The organism is Tahibacter sp., assembly GCF_035481375.1.
Lineage (GTDB): Bacteria > Pseudomonadota > Gammaproteobacteria > Xanthomonadales > Rhodanobacteraceae > Tahibacter.
This window is the reverse complement of the sequence record NZ_DATIGT010000101.1, coordinates 1-15568: the sequence shown is the minus strand read 5'-3', so window position 1 is coordinate 15568 and position 15568 is coordinate 1. Positions and strand designations below refer to the sequence as shown.

The window sequence follows — 15568 nt, the reverse complement described above, 5'->3', positions numbered from 1 at the left end:
TCGCCGGGTTTTTTTCGTTGCGACACGTCAGACGGCGGTGCTCAGTCGATGCCGAAGCTCTGCAGCTGCACCGGCGTCAGGTTGCATCCCGTACCCGTGATCTGCAGGTTGAACGGGCCCGACGGTCCCGGCGGCGTGGCACCTGCGGAATAGCCGTCGATGACGACGAAATACTGCGTGCCGGCAACCGCATTCAGCGTGATCGTCTCGAGACCATTGGCGACGCCCGTGTCCGCGACGCAGCCGCAGTCGGCCAACGCGCTGGAGCACTGGTTCTGATACAGCATCAGCGCGAGGTCCTGTCCACCGGTCGGCGTCATGCCGATCGTCAACGCGCAGTTGGCGTCGGTACGGATGGAGAACGCCTGGTCCGGACCCGTGCCGGTACCGGTATAGATCGCGCCGAACGGCAGCGAGCCGGCCGGGCCCGCGCCCGTGCACGACGTGCCGGCCGCGCAGGTCGGATTGGTCGTATCCGCCGGCAGGTCGAAATTATCGACGAGGCTCACAGTCGAACCGGTCGAGTTGTACGGCAGAGCACTGATTTCCGGCGTCGCTGCAACGCAGGTATCGCCCGGTGCACGAATCACGTTCGGCGTCGGCCCCTGCGTACCGGCGGCCTGCGCCGCCATCAGCTGCGCCATGCGGTCGACATGAGCGGCGTACTGCTCCGGCGTCATCGAGTCGGCCAGCGCCCGCTTGACGCGAACCTGGCTGCGATACTGCTCCCAACCGGGTGTCTGCGCGGAAGCGACCGTGCAGAAACCAGCAAAACAGACAATTCCCAATCCCAAAGCCAAGCGATTGAACTTCATCGTACTCCTCCCACGAAGCGCGATAGCCGAGAAAAAAACCGTGACGGACCAACCTTGACAACACCCCAGAAATTTCACCCTACGCTAAAGCATGGGGTCAATGCAACGCCGACGGCTTCCCGGCTTCTCCGAGACCGCGCAGCCGCTGCCGGGCTATCGGCCCCACGCGGCTGGGGTCCAGGCGCAGCGCCTCTTCGTAGCGCTGCCGTGCGGCCGCGGGGTCTCCTTCGCGCAAGGCGATGTCGCCCCGTGCCACGGCGATGCCGCCATGCCGCGGCTCCAGCGCCTCGGCCTGCTGCAGCAGCGTTTCGGCAAGCTCGAACTCGCCGCGCAGAACCAGGATCTGCGCCAGCAGCAGCAGGCTGTCGGCGTTGGGCCTCAGTTCGAGCTGGACGCGCAGGGTGGCCTCGGCATCGTCGATCCGCTGCAGTGCGAGCTGAGCCTTGGCGGTCAGCCGCAGCACGCTTTCGTTGCGCGGCGACAACGCGCGGGCACGCTCCAGCAGGACGAGGCCGCCGGCGGCGTTGCCGCTCTCGATCAGCGCGGCCGCATCCTCATGCAGGTTCACGACCTCGATCTGCGACTTCGGATCCGGCAGCTCGCCTTCTTCGCCGGCCGGGGCCGCGCCGATATAGCCGAGCGAGCGCAATCGCGCGGTGACGTCGGGGCTGGCCTGCTCCATGCGTGCGGCGGCCTGCACGATGCTCGGAACGCCCAGGCGCAATGCGTCGAGACGCTGGCGCGCGCGGTCGGCGGGATTGCCCTGCTTGCCGCTGAGCTCAGCGAAGCGGTTGGTCTTCTCGGCCGGATCGGCGGCCAGGTCGTAATACTCCGGCGTCGCCGCCTCGACGAAACGCTCGCTCCGGCCACGCCAGCTGTAGAGCGGCGCGAAGCCGTAGTCGAAATACGGCAGCGAGGCCTCCTGGTAGACGCCCTCCTGCGGACCGCGCTTGCGGCTGAACCAGTCGATGCCGTCGTCGGGCGCGTGGGTCAGCCCGAGGAGGCTGAGCAGGCTCGCCCGCAGATCGACGAGCCCTACAAGCCCGGTGACGATGTGGCCCGCCCGTGGCTGCGCCAGCCGCGGCGGCAGGCGCAGCAGCAGCGGAATGTGGGTCGTCGTGTCGTAGAGAAACAGACCGTGGGTGCGTTCGGCATGATCGCCCAGACCTTCGCCGTGATCGGCCGCGACGACGACGACGGTGCGCTCGGGCGCCAGCGCCGGCGCCGCCAGCAGGCGGCCCACCGCCGTATCGATCTGGCCGATCTCCGCCGCATAGCGCGACGCATCGTCGGTCTGCACCGGTGGTACGCGCGGTGCGTAGGGCGCATGAGCGTCGTAGTAGTGCACCCAGAGGAAGACCGGCTTGGTCACGTCGCGGTTCGCCAGCACGGACAGCGCCGCATCGGTGACCGCCTCGGCATCGCGCTCGTTGCGCAGCACCTGACCGGGATGCAGCGGCGCCTGCGCGACACTGTCGTCGTAGACGTCGAAACCGCGCGCGAGGCCGAAACGGCGGTCGAGCACGAAGGCCGACACCGTCGCCGCGGTGAAATAGCCGGCTTCGTGCAGGTCCTCGGCCAGGGTCCTGTTCTGCGGGGCCGACGGAAACTCGGCGTTGTAGCGCATGCCGTGATGCGGCGGCGTCAGGCCGGTCAGCAGGGTCGCATGCGCCGGCAACGTCAGCGGCGCGGGCGTGACGGCATTCGCGAAGCGCAGCCCCTGGGCGCAGAGACGGTCGAGATTCGGCGTGACCGAAGGCGCGCGACCGTAGCAGCCCAGGTAATCGGCTCGGACCGTGTCCAGCGTGATCAGTACGACATTGGCGCCGCGCGCGCTGCCCGGCGCAACGTCGATCAACGGCTCGGCGTGCCGGCAGCCGGCGACGCCGGCAGCCGTCGCCAACACGGCCAGGCGCAGGAAAGCCGCGCCGCTCACTTGGCCTTGCCGGCGCTCTTGGCTTCGCTTTCCTTCTGCGCGGCGGCGGGCGGCTTCGCGCCGGGGCCGGCCGCCTGGGGCTCGCTGAGCTTCATGCGATAGCCGCTCTCGGCGATCGCCTCGACGTAGTAGTAGTAGGTCTTGCACGGATCGATCGCGAAGTCCTTGTACTCGTAGTCCTTCGTCTTCACCGAGACGCGCGCCGACGGGATCGGCTTCTCGTTGAGCTTCTCGAAGCCGCCGTCGGCGCGCTCGGAGCGGAATACGTCGAAACCCTGGCTCAGTACCTCGCTGCGCGTGGACCAATGCACCCGATGATTCGGCTTCTCGCCGTTCTTGCCCTGCACCGGATTGTCGCAAGCGGCCTCGGCCACACCCGACAGCACCATCGCCACCATCAGTCCGATCTTCGCCGTCCGCATCATCATCGTCGCAATCCTCCCAAGGGAAACGGCAGCGTATCCGGCACGGCTGGTCGGCGGCAATTCCGTCGCAGGCGACCGCGCTCAGCCGGCGGTCCAGGCCTGCCGCAGACTGGCCAGCGCCGGTCCCACCGCCACCAGCTCGGCCGCGCCGAGGCCGAGCACGAGACCGGCGCGACCGCCCCGCGACGTGCGGAACCGGCGCAAGGTGGCGACGCCGCCGGGTCCGGGTTCGACGCGCGTCAACCAGGACGGCAGCGGCGCTTCCGGCAGGGAGGCGAACGCCAGATGCAGGCCCGCCAGCGACGGCAAGGGTTCGAGCACGCCGGAGAAATGCCGCTGCACGCCGTGCAGCACGGCATCGCGGCGCTGCGCATAGACGGCCTGCATGCGCCGCACGTGACGCGCGAGATGGCCTTCGGCGATGAACGCCGCGAGCGTGTCCTGCGCCAGCACGTCGCCGTGCGAATCGGCCGTGCGCCGCGCCGCGACGAGCGCGGCGCGCGCCCAGGCCGGTGCGACGACATAGCCGATGCGCAGGCCCGGAAACAGGCTCTTGGAAAACGTGCCGACGTAGAACACGCGCTCGCCGCCGTCGAGCGTCTGCAGCGCGTCGAGGGGCCGGTCGGCGTAGCGGAACTCGCCGTCGTAGTCGTCCTCGATCACGACCGCGTCGCGGCGGCGCGCGAAACCCAGCAATTCGGCGCGCCGCGCGGCCGACATGGCGCAGCCCAGCGGGAACTGGTGCGACGGCGTTACGCAGATCACGCGCACGTCGGGCGGCAGCGCGGCGACGCACAGCCCTTCGGCGTCGACACACACCGGCACGAGCTGCGCACCGGCTGCGGCGAACGCCGCGCGCAGCGGCGGATAGCCGGGCTCTTCGACCGCGACGCGCGTGCGGCCGGGCGTGACCAGCGTGCGCGCGAGCAGATCGAACGCCTGCTGCGCGCCCGAGGTCACGACGACATCGTCGGCGCGGCAGGCCACGGCGCGCGCGAACGCGACATGCTGGGCGATCGCCTGACGCAGCACCTCCCGACCCTGCGCCGGCGCGTAGTCGGCGCTCGTGCGCGCGAACTGGCGCAGCGCGCGCGCACCGAGCCGGCGCCAGATCTCGAACGGAAGGCCGTCGAGCTCGGGCACGCCGAGGCGGAACACGCCGCCGCTCGCAACCGCGTCGGTCTCCTGCGCGTCGCGCGCCTGCGGCGACAGATGCCGGCGTGCCAGTGCGGCGGGCCGCGTCGCGCCGGACGGCGCGGCCGCGGCCGGCAGCTCGGCGACGTGCACGCCGCTCGCGCGCCGCGCACGCAGATAGCCTTCGCTGAGCAGCAGGTCGTAGGCCGCGACCGCCGTGTTGCGCGAGATGCCGTAGGCCTGTGCGAGCGCGCGCGAGGATGGCAGGCGCTGGCCGGGCCGCAGGCGGCCGTCGAGAATCGCCGCGCGCAGCTGCGCATGCAGCGCACGCAGCAAGGTACGCGAGCCGCGCGGCGACAGCTGCAGCGCAAACGCAAGAACTGGATCCATGAATGTTTCCGATGCTGGCGCTTCCAGCATGCCAGATCGCTACCTAAGCTGGCGCCCCTCGCCTACGCGGAGCGCACCATGATCGAGCTGTATTACTGGGGAACGCCGAACGGACTGAAGCCGCGCCTGATGCTCGAGGAAACCGGGCTCGAACACCGCATCGTGCCGGTCGACATCGGCAAGGGCGAGCAATTTCGCCCGGAGTTCCTCGCGTTCTCGCCGAACAACCGCATTCCCGCGCTGATCGACCACGCCCCCGCCGACGGCGGCGAGCCGGTGCGGCTGTTCGAATCCGGCGCGCTGCTGCAGTACCTCGCCGAGAAATCGGGCCGGTTCCTGCCGCAGGATCCGCGCCGGCGCTTCGAGGTCATGCAGTGGCTGTTCTGGCAGGTCGGCGGGCTCGGCCCGATGGCTGGACAGAACGGTCACTTCCGCGTCTACGCGCCCGAGCCCGTGCCTTACGCGATCGACCGCTACACGCGCGAGACCGCGCGACTCTACGGCGTGCTCGACCGCCGGCTCGCCGATCGCGAATTCATCGCCGGCGAGTACAGCATCGCCGACATGGCCTGCTATCCGTGGATCGTGCCGCACGCGGCGCATGCGCAGGATCTCGCCGGGTTTCCGCATCTGCAGCGTTGGTTCGAGGCGATCCGCGTGCGGCCGGCGACGCAGCGCGCCTATGCCGGCGTCGCGGCCGCCTATGCGCCGGCGCGCACGATCAGCGACGACGAGCGCGCCGTACTGTTCGGCAACGCGCCGCGCTGAGCCGGCAATCACATGCCGCGAAACCGGCGCTGGAATCCGGTGCTGGCCGGCAGACGCTCCGGCCGGAGCTGAGACTGAGCCAGCCCTTGCCGAATTCGTCGCGGCGCAGACGGTCGATCGCCGCGACGCGCACGACGATGCCGCGATGCACCTGCCGGAACGCGTCCGGGTCGAGCCCGGCCAGCAATTCCTTGAGCGGCATGCGGATCGGCGCATCGTCGCCGGCCGTGGCGACGCGGACACATTTGTCGTCGACCTGAAAATAGATGACATCGTCGAGCGCGATCAGGCGCACCTGATCGCCGATCGCCGCGGTGATCCAGCGGAGGCGCGCCTCGGCCGGCGGCGCGGTTCGCCGCGCGAGTTCGTCGAGCAGGCGCCCGAGGTCCGGCCGGTGCCGCGGCAGCGCGGGTAGACCCGAGCGATGCGTCACGACGTTGCGCAGCACGATGGACTGTCCGTCGAGCTGCGGCACGATGGCCGGCGACGGCAGCAGCGCGGCGAGCCGCGTGTCCGGCGACACTTGGCCGTCGAGGACGAACTGCGCGAGCAGCGCCGCGTTCATGGTCCTCGCGATCGAGCCGGGCTCGAAGGTGCCGTGCGCGTCGATGCGCGGCGCTCCGCCGCCGGCGCAGACGAACGCGCGCTTCACACCGCTGTCGATGACCGCCGCAGCGGCGCACCGTCAAGCGCTGCGGTTTGCGACGAAACACCTCGGGACGGCGATGAAACCGCGATTCGGCGGCGCGAAGCGATCGCAAGCGTGCGGCGCAATGAAAAACGCGCAGGACGCGGAGGAAAGTGGTGAAAACCGCGCGCGTGCCGCCGCGTCTTTCACCACTCTCCCGCCACGTCTGCGCGTGTGTGGAGTCGGCCGATAAGCCGGGTCCTGTATCCCTTGCGGGACGACAGTCATTCCTCTAGGCCTGACGTCGCCGTCAGGCTCGAGCGACCAACCCGGGAACGACGCGGGCCGCGTCATGGTTCCCCTATTCGGTCTTGCTCCAGGTGGGGTTTACCGTGCCCTGCGGCGTTGGCCCCGCAGGCGGTGCGCTCTTACCGCACCGTTTCACCCTTACCACGCCTGCCGTTGCCGGCAGCGTTCGGCGGTTTGCTTTCTGTTGCACTGGCCGTCGGCTCGCGCCGCCCAGGCGTTACCTGGCACCTTGCCCTATGGAGCCCGGACTTTCCTCGCCGCATTGCTGCGCCGCGACTGTCTGGCCGACTCCGCGGCGGATTGTAGCGGCTTGAGAGCAGAAACGAGTGAAGAGGAGCGAGAAATGAGCACGAGCCGCGGCGCCGATACTCGTTACTCGCTCACATACAGCGCCTTGCGCGCCGCCCCCGTGATCGCCGCGGCGAGCTTGGCCGCGCGTGCCGGCGGCAGTTCGTCGCGCAGCAGCGCGAACACGCGGCGGCCTTCGGCCAGGCGCGCGTCCTCGTCGTCGGGCCGGCCGCCGACCAGCAGCACGAACTCGCCGCGCTCCTGGTTCGGGTCGGCGGCGACGCGCGCGACGAGCGTCGCGAGGTCGCCGTCGAGGACAGTCTCGAACAGTTTCGTCAGTTCGCGCGCGAGCACGGCCGGGCGCGTCGCGCCGAACGCGGCGACCATGTCATCGAGGCAGTCGCGTACGCGGTGGCTCGATTCGTAGAACACCAGCGTGCGCGTTTCGGCGGCGAGTTCGGCCAGGCGATCGCGCCGCGCGGATGCCTTGGACGGCAGGAATCCCTCGAACACGAAACGGTCGCTCGGCAGCCCGGCGACCGACAGTGCGGCGATCGCGGCGCAGGCGCCGGGCACCGGCGATACGGCGATGCCGGCGGCGCGCGCCGCACGCACGAGGCGAAAGCCCGGATCGCTGACGAGCGGCGTTCCCGCATCGGAAATCAGCGCGATCTCGGCGCCGTCGCGCATGCGCGCGACGAGACGTTCGGCCTCGTCGCGCTCGTTGTGCTCGTGCAGCGCGACGAGCCGCGTCGAGATGCCGTAGCGCGCGAGCAGCGGCGCGCTGTGGCGCGTGTCCTCGGCCGCGATCAGCGCGACGCGCTTGAGCGTTTCCTGCGCGCGCGCGCCGAGGTCGTCCAGATTGCCGATCGGCGTCGCAACCACCCAGAGCCTTCCGGCCCGCTGTTCCGTCATTCCCGTTCCTCCGCCGCGCGCCCGCGGGCGCGCGGTCACTATCCGCTATCATCGCAGCATTACCCGGCGTTACGGATGCGGTCATGCCTGTGAAACTGCGTGGTGTTCTGCTCTGCCTGCTGATGTCGCTGCTCGGCGGCTGCGCAACCATGGATACCGCACCCACGCGCGGCGCGCAGACCGCAGCCGCCGACGAGCTCTACGAACGCGGCGAATTCCGCGCTGCCGCGAACGCCTATCTCGAACTCGCGAAATCGGACTCGGGCGCGCGCGGCCACTACCGCCTGCGCGCCGCCGAGGCGCTGCGCGAGGAAGGCGACACCGCCGCGGCTGCCGAGGTGCTGTCCGACGTCCGCCGCAAGCGCCTGACCGGCGAGGACGCCTATCGCTACGACCTGCTCAGCGCCGAGTTCGCGCTGAACCGCGAACAGCCCGAGGAAGCGCTCGCGCTGCTCGCGCTGCCGGATGCGGCGCTGCCGCCGGCGCTCGTGCTGCGCCGCCTCGAACTGACCGCGCGCGCGCAGCAGGCCACCGGCGACCGGTTCGCGGCGGCACGCACGCGTGCGGTGCTCGACCGCTCGCTCGCCGGTGCCGACCGCGAAGGCAACCGTCGCGAAATCGTCGACACGCTGGCCGCGCTCGATGCGGCGACGCTCAAGCAGCGCGGCGCCGAGCTTCCGCCGAACGACCTGCTGCGCCCCTGGATCGAACGCGCACTGCGCAAGCAGGGCCAGATGCTGCCGCTCGCGCTGCAGCGGCCGAGCCGGCCGGTCGGCACGCTGCAGCAGGACGGCAGCGACGGCTGGTCGCGCGAGGGCTACCGCGCGTCGCGCCGCGTCGCGCTGCTGCTGCCGTCCAGCGGCGCGCTCAAAAACGCGGCCGCCGCGATCCGCGACGGCTTCTTCGCGGCCTGGTTCAACGACCGCAACGCCGATCCGCAGCGTGGTGAAGTAAAAATCTACGATAGTGGACAAAGCGCCGAAGACGCGCTCGCCGCCTATCGCCGCGCGGTCGAGGACGGCGCCGACCGCGTCGTCGGCCCGCTGACGCGCGAAGCCGTCGGGCTGCTGTTCGAACAGGGCGATCTGCGCGTGCCGGTGCTCGCGCTGAACCAGGCCGACAGCGGCGCGACGCCGCCGCCGGGCAGCGTCGCCTTCGGCCTGCTGCCCGACACCGAGGGCGCGCAGGCGGCCGAACGCATGGCGTCGCTCGGCATCCGGGAAGCCGCCGTCATCGCGGCGACCGACGACTGGGCCGAGCGCGCCGCGCTCGCGTTCCGCGCGCAGTTCGAGAGTCTCGGCGGCGCGGTCGTCGGCGAATCGCGGATCAAGGAAGGCGAAGTCAATTATTCCGGCGTGATCCGCCAGGCCGTCGGCGCGTTCGCGACCGCGTCCAACGCGGCGGTCTTCATCAGCATGCGCCCGCAGCAGGCGCGCCTGCTCGTGCCGCAGCTCAAGCTGGCCGGCGTCACGGTGCCGGTGCTCGCGAGTTCGCACGTCTACTCGGGCTCGCTCAATGCGGGCCTCGACCGCGACCTCGACGGCCTCGAGTTCTGCGATGCGCCGTGGCTGTTCGACGCGAGCGCGGGGCTGCCGCCGCGCGACCAGATCGTGCGCGGCATCGATTCGGCCCGCGGCAGCGGCGCGCGCCTGTTCGCGCTCGGCCTCGACGCCTATGCGCTGATGCCTTACATGGACTGGCTCGGCACGCATCCCGACAGCTATCTGCCCGGCGCGACCGGACAGCTCGCGTCCGACACGTTCGGCCGCGTCCACCGCCTGCTCACCTGGGCGCGGTTCGAGAACGGCGTCGCGCGTCCCGTGTCCGGACTGACGCTCGGCGACGGCCGGATGCCCTGATGCGCGCGGTCGGCGCCATCTGGGAACAGGCGGCGCAGGCCGAACTCGAACGGGCCGGACTGCGCCTCGTCGCGCGCAACTGGCATTGCCGCTACGGCGAGCTCGACCTCGTCATGCGCGACGGCACCGCATTGGTGTTCGTCGAGGTGCGCTATCGCAACGACGACGCCGTGGCCGACGGGCTCGAATCCATCACGCCGGCCAAGCGTCGCCGCCTCGTGCGCGCGGCCGACATGTTCCTCGCCGCGCACCCGTGCTACGCGCAGGCGACATGCCGTTTCGACAGCGTCGCGTTCAGGGGCGGTGTCGACAATCCGACCTGCACCTGGGAACGCGCCGCCTTTGACGCCCACTGAAGAGGACTGCATGAGACCGAACCTTCGCTCCGGACCGAACCTTCTGCGCATGCCGCTGCGCGCGATCGCGCTGGCCGCGCTCGCCGCGCTGCTGTCGGGCTGCGTCGCGGCCGTCGTCGGCGGCACCGCTGCCGGCGTCGGCCACGACCGGCGCAGCTGGACCACGGTCATCAGCGACCGCAACATCCAGGCCTCGGCCTACGACAACTTCAACAAGGACAAGGAGCTCGCGCTCAAGAACAACGTGTCGATCGTCGTCTACAACGGCGTGATGCTGCTGGCCGGCGAAGTGCGCACCGAGGAACTCAAGCATCGCGCCGAGCAGCGCGTGTCCGGCTACGAAGGCGTGCGCCGGCTCGTCAACGAGATCGAAGTCCGCGAGCCCGAGGGTTTCCTGTCTCAGCGTCGCGACAACACGATCACCGCGCACGTGAAGACCGCGCTGCTCGACATCGTCGACATGCCCGGCTTCGACCCGACGCGCGTCAACGTGACGACGGTGCATCGCACCGTGTACCTCATGGGCCTGCTCTCGCACGAGGAAGCCGACCGCGTCACCGAGATCGCGCGCAACGTCGCCGGCGTCGAGAAGGTCGTCCGCGTGCTCGAATACCAGGACTGATCCATGGCGCTCGCGGCGACCCTGCGCGAAACGCTCGCGGCGATCTTCCCCGGCGCGATGAGCGTCGATCCGGGCGAATGCCTGGTCTACGGCTACGACAATTCGCGCCGCCAGGCCCTGCCCGACGCAGTCGTGTTTCCGACCGCGCACGAGCAGGTCGTCGCTCTCGTGCAGGCCTGCCGCGCAGCACGCACGCCGCTGATCGCGCGCGGCCGCGGCACGAACACGACCGGCGCGACCGTGCCGGTGGCCGGCGGCGTCGTCGCGTCGTTCGAACGCATGAACCGCATCCTGCGCATCGACGCGGCGAACCGCTATGCCGTCGTCGAGCCCGGCGTGCTCAACGGCGATCTGCAGGCCGCGCTCAAGCCGTTCGGCTTCTTCTGGCCGCCCGATCCGACCTCGAGCGCCTATTGCAGCGTCGGCGGCAATCTCGCCTGCAACTCGGCCGGGCCGCGCACCGTGAAATACGGCGCGCCGCGCGAGAACACGCTGGGCCTGCAGGCCGTCGCGGGCACCGGCGAAGCCTTCCGCGCCGGCTACTACACGAGCAAGGGCGCGACCGGCTACGACCTTACGCGGCTGCTGATCGGTGCCGAGGGCACGCTCGCGCTGATCACGCAGGCGACGCTGAAACTCACGCCGCTGCCGGCAGCCAGGCGCGTGCTGCGAGCGACCTATGCCGACATCGCGACCGCCGCGGCCGCGGTGTCGCGGATCATGGCCCAGCCGGTCACGCCCTGCGCGCTCGAATTCCTCGACAACGCGGCGCTGCGGCTCGCGCGCCGGCATGGCGGCGACGCCGTACCCGAGGCCGGTGCGATGCTGCTGATCGAGGTCGACGGCGACGTCGACTATCTGCCGTCCGCGGTCGAGGCCGTCGCGGCGGCGGCGCGCGGCGAGGGACTCGTCGAATGGCGTGCGGCCAACGACGCGACCGAGGTCGATCAGCTCTGGGCCGCGCGCAAGGCGCTTTCGCCGGCGCTGCGCGCGATCGCGCCGATGAAGATCAATGAAGACGTCGTCGTTCCGGTCAGCCGCCTGCCGGAACTCATCACCGGGCTGCGCGCGATTTCGGAAAAGTACGCCATTCCCATTGTCAACTTCGGGCATGCCGGCAACGGCAACATCCACGTCAATCTTTTGTACCGGCCCGAAGATCCGGCGCAGGCCGCTGCCGCGCCCGGCTGCCTCGCGGCGGTGTTCGATCTCGTGCTCGCGCTCGACGGCACGCTGTCGGGCGAGCACGGCATCGGCCTCGTCAAGCGCGAATTCCTGCCGCGCGCCCTCGATCCGGTCACGCTCGAACTCATGCGCCGTATCAAGGCCCAGTTCGACCCCGATGGCATACTCAACCCGGGCAAGCTGCTGCCCGACTAGGAGGTCGACGATGCGAGGGACGATCGCGATGCTCGTATTGAGTTTCGGCGCCGCGGCGAATGCCGGCGACGAGGCCGCACGGGCGACTGCCTGGCTCGACCTCGTCGATGCGGCACGCTATACCGAGGCCTGGGACCAAGCCGCGCCGGCGCTGCGCAGCGGCACCGATCGTGCCGCGTGGTCCGAGCGCATCCGCCGCGAACGCCGCAGCGACGGAAAGGTGGTCTGCCGTAAGCTCATCGCGGTCGAGAGGTCCGGCGATCCGCCGCGCGTCTTCGCGCTGTTCGCCAGCGAGTTCGACGACGGGCATCGCGTCGGCGAGAAAGTCACGCTGTCGGCCGACGCTGCCGCCGTGCTCGCCTATCGCATCGGCCCGCCGGCGCCCGACCGGGGCGCACCCTGCAGCACCTCCACGACGCCGGAGCCGCTGCGATGACGTCGCCCGTGAAAAGGCCCCGCTCCGCATTGGTGCTCGCGCTGCTCGCGTTCCTCGCCGCGTTCCTGCCGCTGTTCGCCGCGACCGTCTACTTCCGCTACCGCGAGGCCGTGCTCGCGACCGAGGCCGAAGCCCTCGAACGGCGCCTCGCGCAGCTCGACGCCGTGCTCGCGCCGATCGGCAGCATCGATCAGCTGCGCGGCCGCATGCTCGCGCGCAAGACGATCGTCGATGTGCTCGGCCGTCCGCAGGCCGGCCTGGAGCCGGCGCTCGGACTGACGTCTCAATTGCCGGCCGGTACGCGCATCGTTTCGCTCGAGGTCGAACCGCAGCGCGTCAGGCTGCGGCTCGGCAACGCCAACGACGTCGCGATGGCGCAGATGCTCGAGCGCTTCGATCGCGCCGGCTTTTCCGGCACCGTCGCCGAGCTCGCCGGAAGCACCGTGACACTCGACGCCCGCATCGATCCCGCGCGTCTCGCGAGCCTGCCCGCAACGGTGACGCCGTGAACGCCGAGACGGGTTCGCCGCAGGGCGCACGCCGCTTTGCCGTCGCGTTCGGCCTGATCGCCGGTGCCGTGCTCGGAGCGTGGCAGCTGGCAGCCGCACTCGATCAGGTCGAGCGCGGCGAGGCCGCGACGATGTGGCTCGACGATGCCATCGACGCCAAGCGGCAGCAGGCCGCGAATCCCGACGCCTACGCGCAGGATGTCGCCGCCGTGCGCAAGGACCTCGCGTTGTACGAGCAGCGCCTGCCCGCGCAGTTCGTGGCCGCGGAAATCGACGCCGGGTTGAAGGCGCTCGCCGAGCGCCACGGACTGACGCTCGGCGCGATCGCGCGCGACGCCGAAGTCGGCCGCGAGTTCTATGCGAGCCAGCGCCACCGCTTCGAGCTGCGCGGCAGGACGGCCGCGCTGCAGGCGTTCTTCCGCGACTACGAGCAGATCGTGCCGATCCAGCGCGTCGCCGAACTGCGCGTGACCGTGGCCCCCCACGACGCGAACGCGCTGGTCGCGGCCGTCGCGGTCGACTACTACCGGTATCTCGAGGACGACGCGCGCCGCTATTGAACGGCCCGTGCCAGTGCCGCGAGCGCGGCGCCGGCCATCAGCCCGGCCAGCGCGTCGTCGAGCATGACGCCAAGTCCACCGCCGACGTTGCGGTCGGTCCAGGAAACCGGCCAGGGCTTCCAGATGTCGAAAAGTCTAAAAAGCAAGAATCCCACGACGATCCAGAGCCAGCCCGGCGGCGCCAGCGCGAGCGCGAGCCACTGGCCGACGAATTCGTCCACGACGATGCAGCCCGGATCCTCGAGCCGCAGCCGCGCGACGAGAACGCGGGACGCCCAGGCGCCGAGCACGAACACGGCGAGCACGACGCCGAGGTAGATGCCCGGCGGCAGCTCTCGCAGCCATAGATACGGCAACAGCGCGACCGCGGAACCGACCGTGCCCGGCGCGAGCGGGCTCAGCCCCGCGCCGAAGCCGCTCGCGATCCAGCCGGCCGGATGACCGAGGATCGTGCGGCGCTGTGCGGCACTCAGGCTCATGCGGCGAAATGCTCCCAGCCGCCGCGCGGGGCGGCGATCTCGCTGCCGTCCGCCGCGACGACGCGAACGCCGCTGCCGTGGTCGAACGTGCCGATCTCGGTGAAGGCAATGCCGCAGCGATCGGCTGCGGCGCGTGCCTGCGCGATCCGTTCCGGCGGTACCGCGCAGCACAGCTCGTAGTCGTCGCCGCCGGCGAGCTGCCAGCGCAGCAGCTGCTCCACGTCGCCGACGCGCGCGAGCGGCGCCGACACGGGAAGACGGTCGGCGCGCAGGATCGCGCCAAGCCCGCTGCGCGCGCCAATGTGGCCGAGATCCTGGCTCAGGCCGTCGGACACGTCGATCGCGGCGCCCGCGATGCCGCGCAACGCGAGACCGAGCGAGACGCGCGGCACGGGCCGGTTCAGGCGCTGCAGCAGGTATTCGCGGTCGTCGCCGGACGGCGCGCGCGGCAGCGTCGCGCCGAGGACACAGGCCAGTCCGGCCGCAGCATCGCCGGGATGTCCGCTAACAAAAATGCGGTCGCCGGCGCGAGCGCCGTCGCGGCGCAGCGCAGCGCCGCGCGGCACGAAGCCGTGCACCGTGACCGTGATCGCGAGCGGACCGCGCGTCGTGTCGCCGCCGACGAGCGCGACGCGGTGCTCACGCGCGAGCGCGCCGAAACCGTCGCAGAACCCGGCGAGCCAGTCGGCATCGATCGACGGCAGGGTCAGCGCGAGCATTGCCCACGCAGGTTCGGCCCCCATCGCGGCGAGATCGGAAAGATTGACTGCGAGCGCCTTCCAGCCGATATCGAACGGCGCAGTGCCCGGCGGAAAATGCACGCCGGCAACCAGCGTGTCCATCGACACGGCGAGTTCCTCGCCGTCGCGCGGCTGCAGCAGCGCCGCGTCGTCGCCGATGCCGAGCGCCACGTCGTCGCGCGCGATCGCGCAGCGGCGACGGACTTCCTCGATCAGCGCGAACTCGCCCATGGCTCAGCGGCTCGCTCCGCGCGCCCGGACGCCGTAACGCGCAGCGGCCGCGGCTCTCACGTCAGCGGCCGCGGTACTCGGCCTTGCGCCACTCGCCGGCGAGCTTGTCGAGCACGCCGTTGACGTAGGTGTGTCCGTGATCGGCGCCGAACCGTTTCGTCGTCTCGATCGCTTCGTTGATGACGACGCGATACGGCACGTCGATGCGGTATTTCAATTCGTAGGCGCCCAGGCGCAGCGCCGCACGCTCGATCGGATCGACCTGGACGACCTCGCGGCCGAGGAACGGCAGCAGTCCCGCATCCAGTTCGTCGCAATGGCGCTCGACGCCGCGCACGAGGTCTTCGAAATATTCGATGTCGGCGACTTCCATGTCCTGCTCGTGGCGGAACTGGTCGATCACGCTGCCGATCGCGCTGCCGGACAACTGCCAGGCGTACAGCGCCTGCAGCGCACGGCGCCGGGCGCGCGAGCGGGCGGCCAGATCCACACCTTCGGGGCGTCGCGAGTTCGTCACAGCTTTCTCCACAAATCGATCATTTCCAGCGCGGCCAGCGCGATTTCCTCGCCCTTGTTGCCGTGCGCGCCGCCGGCGCGCGCGGCGGCGTCTTCATGGCGCTCGACCGCGAGCACGCCGTTGAGCACGGGGAGGCGGTAGTCGAGCGCGGTCCGCATGAGTCCTTCGGAACAGCCGTCGGCAACGTGCTCGTAGTGGCGCGTGTCGCCGCGCACGACGCAGCCGAGCGCGATGATCGCGGCGTGTCCGCCAGCGCGCGCGAGTCGCGCAC

Annotated in this window: 18 protein-coding genes, 1 other RNA gene and 1 pseudogene; 8 read left to right on the top strand and 12 right to left on the bottom strand. The window is 70.5% G+C overall.

The features are described from left to right. Positions 1-41: 41 nt before the first annotated feature. From VLF18_RS06100 to VLF18_RS06085, 4 genes are all read right to left on the bottom strand, one after another. Complete coding sequence (locus VLF18_RS06100; RefSeq protein WP_325278726.1) at positions 42-815, bottom strand: hypothetical protein; 774 nt, start codon at positions 813-815, stop codon at positions 42-44. A 97-nt stretch (positions 816-912) separates the two neighbouring features. After that, entirely contained in the window at positions 913-2751 is a 1839-nt protein-coding gene (locus tag VLF18_RS06095) for a sulfatase-like hydrolase/transferase (protein ID WP_325278725.1), read from the bottom strand. After that, positions 2748-3179, bottom strand: a complete 432-nt coding sequence (locus VLF18_RS06090; protein WP_325278724.1) for a hypothetical protein — start codon at positions 3177-3179, stop codon at positions 2748-2750. Before VLF18_RS06090 ends, VLF18_RS06095 begins: the two co-directional genes overlap by 4 nt. Positions 3180-3257: 78 nt before the next feature. Further along, on the bottom strand, positions 3258-4700 hold the full coding sequence (locus VLF18_RS06085; RefSeq protein WP_325278723.1) for a PLP-dependent aminotransferase family protein: 1443 nt from the start codon (positions 4698-4700) through the stop codon (positions 3258-3260). A gap of 78 nt (positions 4701-4778) precedes the next feature. Between VLF18_RS06085 and VLF18_RS06080 the strand changes: the two genes are divergently transcribed. Next, on the top strand, positions 4779-5468 hold the full coding sequence (locus VLF18_RS06080) for a glutathione S-transferase N-terminal domain-containing protein (protein WP_325278722.1): 690 nt from the start codon (positions 4779-4781) through the stop codon (positions 5466-5468). Here the strand turns inward: VLF18_RS06080 and VLF18_RS06075 are convergent. From VLF18_RS06075 to rsmI, 4 genes and pseudogenes are all read right to left on the bottom strand, one after another. After that, complete coding sequence (locus tag VLF18_RS06075) at positions 5422-5763, bottom strand: LytTR family DNA-binding domain-containing protein (protein WP_325278761.1); 342 nt, start codon at positions 5761-5763, stop codon at positions 5422-5424. The genes VLF18_RS06080 and VLF18_RS06075 overlap by 47 nt on opposite strands. A gap of 81 nt (positions 5764-5844) precedes the next feature. After that, a pseudogene (locus VLF18_RS06070) lies at positions 5845-6135 on the bottom strand (serine hydrolase); the annotation flags it as partial. A gap of 195 nt (positions 6136-6330) precedes the next feature. Then, positions 6331-6697, bottom strand: an RNA gene (rnpB, locus tag VLF18_RS06065) — RNase P RNA component class A. An 80-nt stretch (positions 6698-6777) separates the two neighbouring features. Beyond that, on the bottom strand, positions 6778-7608 hold the full coding sequence (gene rsmI, locus VLF18_RS06060) for a 16S rRNA (cytidine(1402)-2'-O)-methyltransferase (RefSeq protein WP_325278721.1): 831 nt from the start codon (positions 7606-7608) through the stop codon (positions 6778-6780). Between the two features lie 83 nt (positions 7609-7691). Here rsmI and VLF18_RS06055 point away from each other — a divergent pair, with 83 nt between their 5' ends. Genes VLF18_RS06055 through pilO form a run of 7 tightly spaced genes read left to right on the top strand, consistent with a single transcriptional unit; the run spans position 7692 to position 13330 of the window. Continuing rightward, positions 7692-9467, top strand: coding sequence for a penicillin-binding protein activator (locus VLF18_RS06055; protein ID WP_325278720.1), 1776 nt, complete (start codon positions 7692-7694; stop codon positions 9465-9467). Beyond that, complete coding sequence (locus VLF18_RS06050; RefSeq protein ID WP_325278719.1) at positions 9467-9823, top strand: YraN family protein; 357 nt, start codon at positions 9467-9469, stop codon at positions 9821-9823. Before VLF18_RS06055 ends, VLF18_RS06050 begins: the two co-directional genes overlap by 1 nt. 10 nt (positions 9824-9833) lie before the next feature. Then, a complete protein-coding gene (locus VLF18_RS06045; RefSeq protein ID WP_325278718.1) occupies positions 9834-10445 on the top strand; it encodes a BON domain-containing protein in 612 nt (203 codons plus the stop codon). 3 nt (positions 10446-10448) lie between these two features. Then, positions 10449-11825, top strand: coding sequence for an FAD-binding oxidoreductase (locus VLF18_RS06040; RefSeq protein ID WP_325278717.1), 1377 nt, complete (start codon positions 10449-10451; stop codon positions 11823-11825). A 10-nt stretch (positions 11826-11835) separates the two neighbouring features. Beyond that, positions 11836-12261 carry a DUF4019 domain-containing protein gene (locus VLF18_RS06035; RefSeq protein WP_325278716.1) on the top strand — a complete coding sequence of 142 codons (426 nt, stop codon included), beginning with the start codon at positions 11836-11838 and terminating at the stop codon, positions 12259-12261. Positions 12262-12269: 8 nt separating this feature from the next. Then, positions 12270-12770: a hypothetical protein gene (locus VLF18_RS06030; protein WP_325278715.1), complete on the top strand. Its 501-nt coding sequence runs from the start codon at positions 12270-12272 to the stop codon at positions 12768-12770. Continuing rightward, the gene (gene pilO, locus VLF18_RS06025; protein ID WP_325278714.1) at positions 12767-13330 is read left to right on the top strand and encodes a type 4a pilus biogenesis protein PilO; all 564 of its coding nucleotides are present in this window, start codon (positions 12767-12769) and stop codon (positions 13328-13330) included. The genes VLF18_RS06030 and pilO overlap by 4 nt, the downstream gene beginning before the upstream one ends. On the opposite strand, the gene VLF18_RS06020 is transcribed toward pilO, so the two are convergent. The 4 genes from VLF18_RS06020 to VLF18_RS06005 all read right to left on the bottom strand — a co-directional run. Then, entirely contained in the window at positions 13324-13809 is a 486-nt protein-coding gene (locus VLF18_RS06020) for a phosphatidylglycerophosphatase A (RefSeq protein WP_325278713.1), read from the bottom strand. The genes pilO and VLF18_RS06020 overlap by 7 nt on opposite strands. Further along, positions 13806-14780: a thiamine-phosphate kinase gene (gene thiL, locus VLF18_RS06015; protein WP_325278712.1), complete on the bottom strand. Its 975-nt coding sequence runs from the start codon at positions 14778-14780 to the stop codon at positions 13806-13808. The genes VLF18_RS06020 and thiL overlap by 4 nt, the downstream gene beginning before the upstream one ends. Before the next feature lie 61 nt (positions 14781-14841). Further along, entirely contained in the window at positions 14842-15297 is a 456-nt protein-coding gene (gene nusB, locus VLF18_RS06010; RefSeq protein ID WP_325278711.1) for a transcription antitermination factor NusB, read from the bottom strand. Then, positions 15294-15568: 6,7-dimethyl-8-ribityllumazine synthase (locus VLF18_RS06005; protein ID WP_325278710.1), on the bottom strand; the 275-nt coding region annotated here is incomplete at its 5' end. The genes VLF18_RS06005 and nusB, both read right to left, overlap by 4 nt.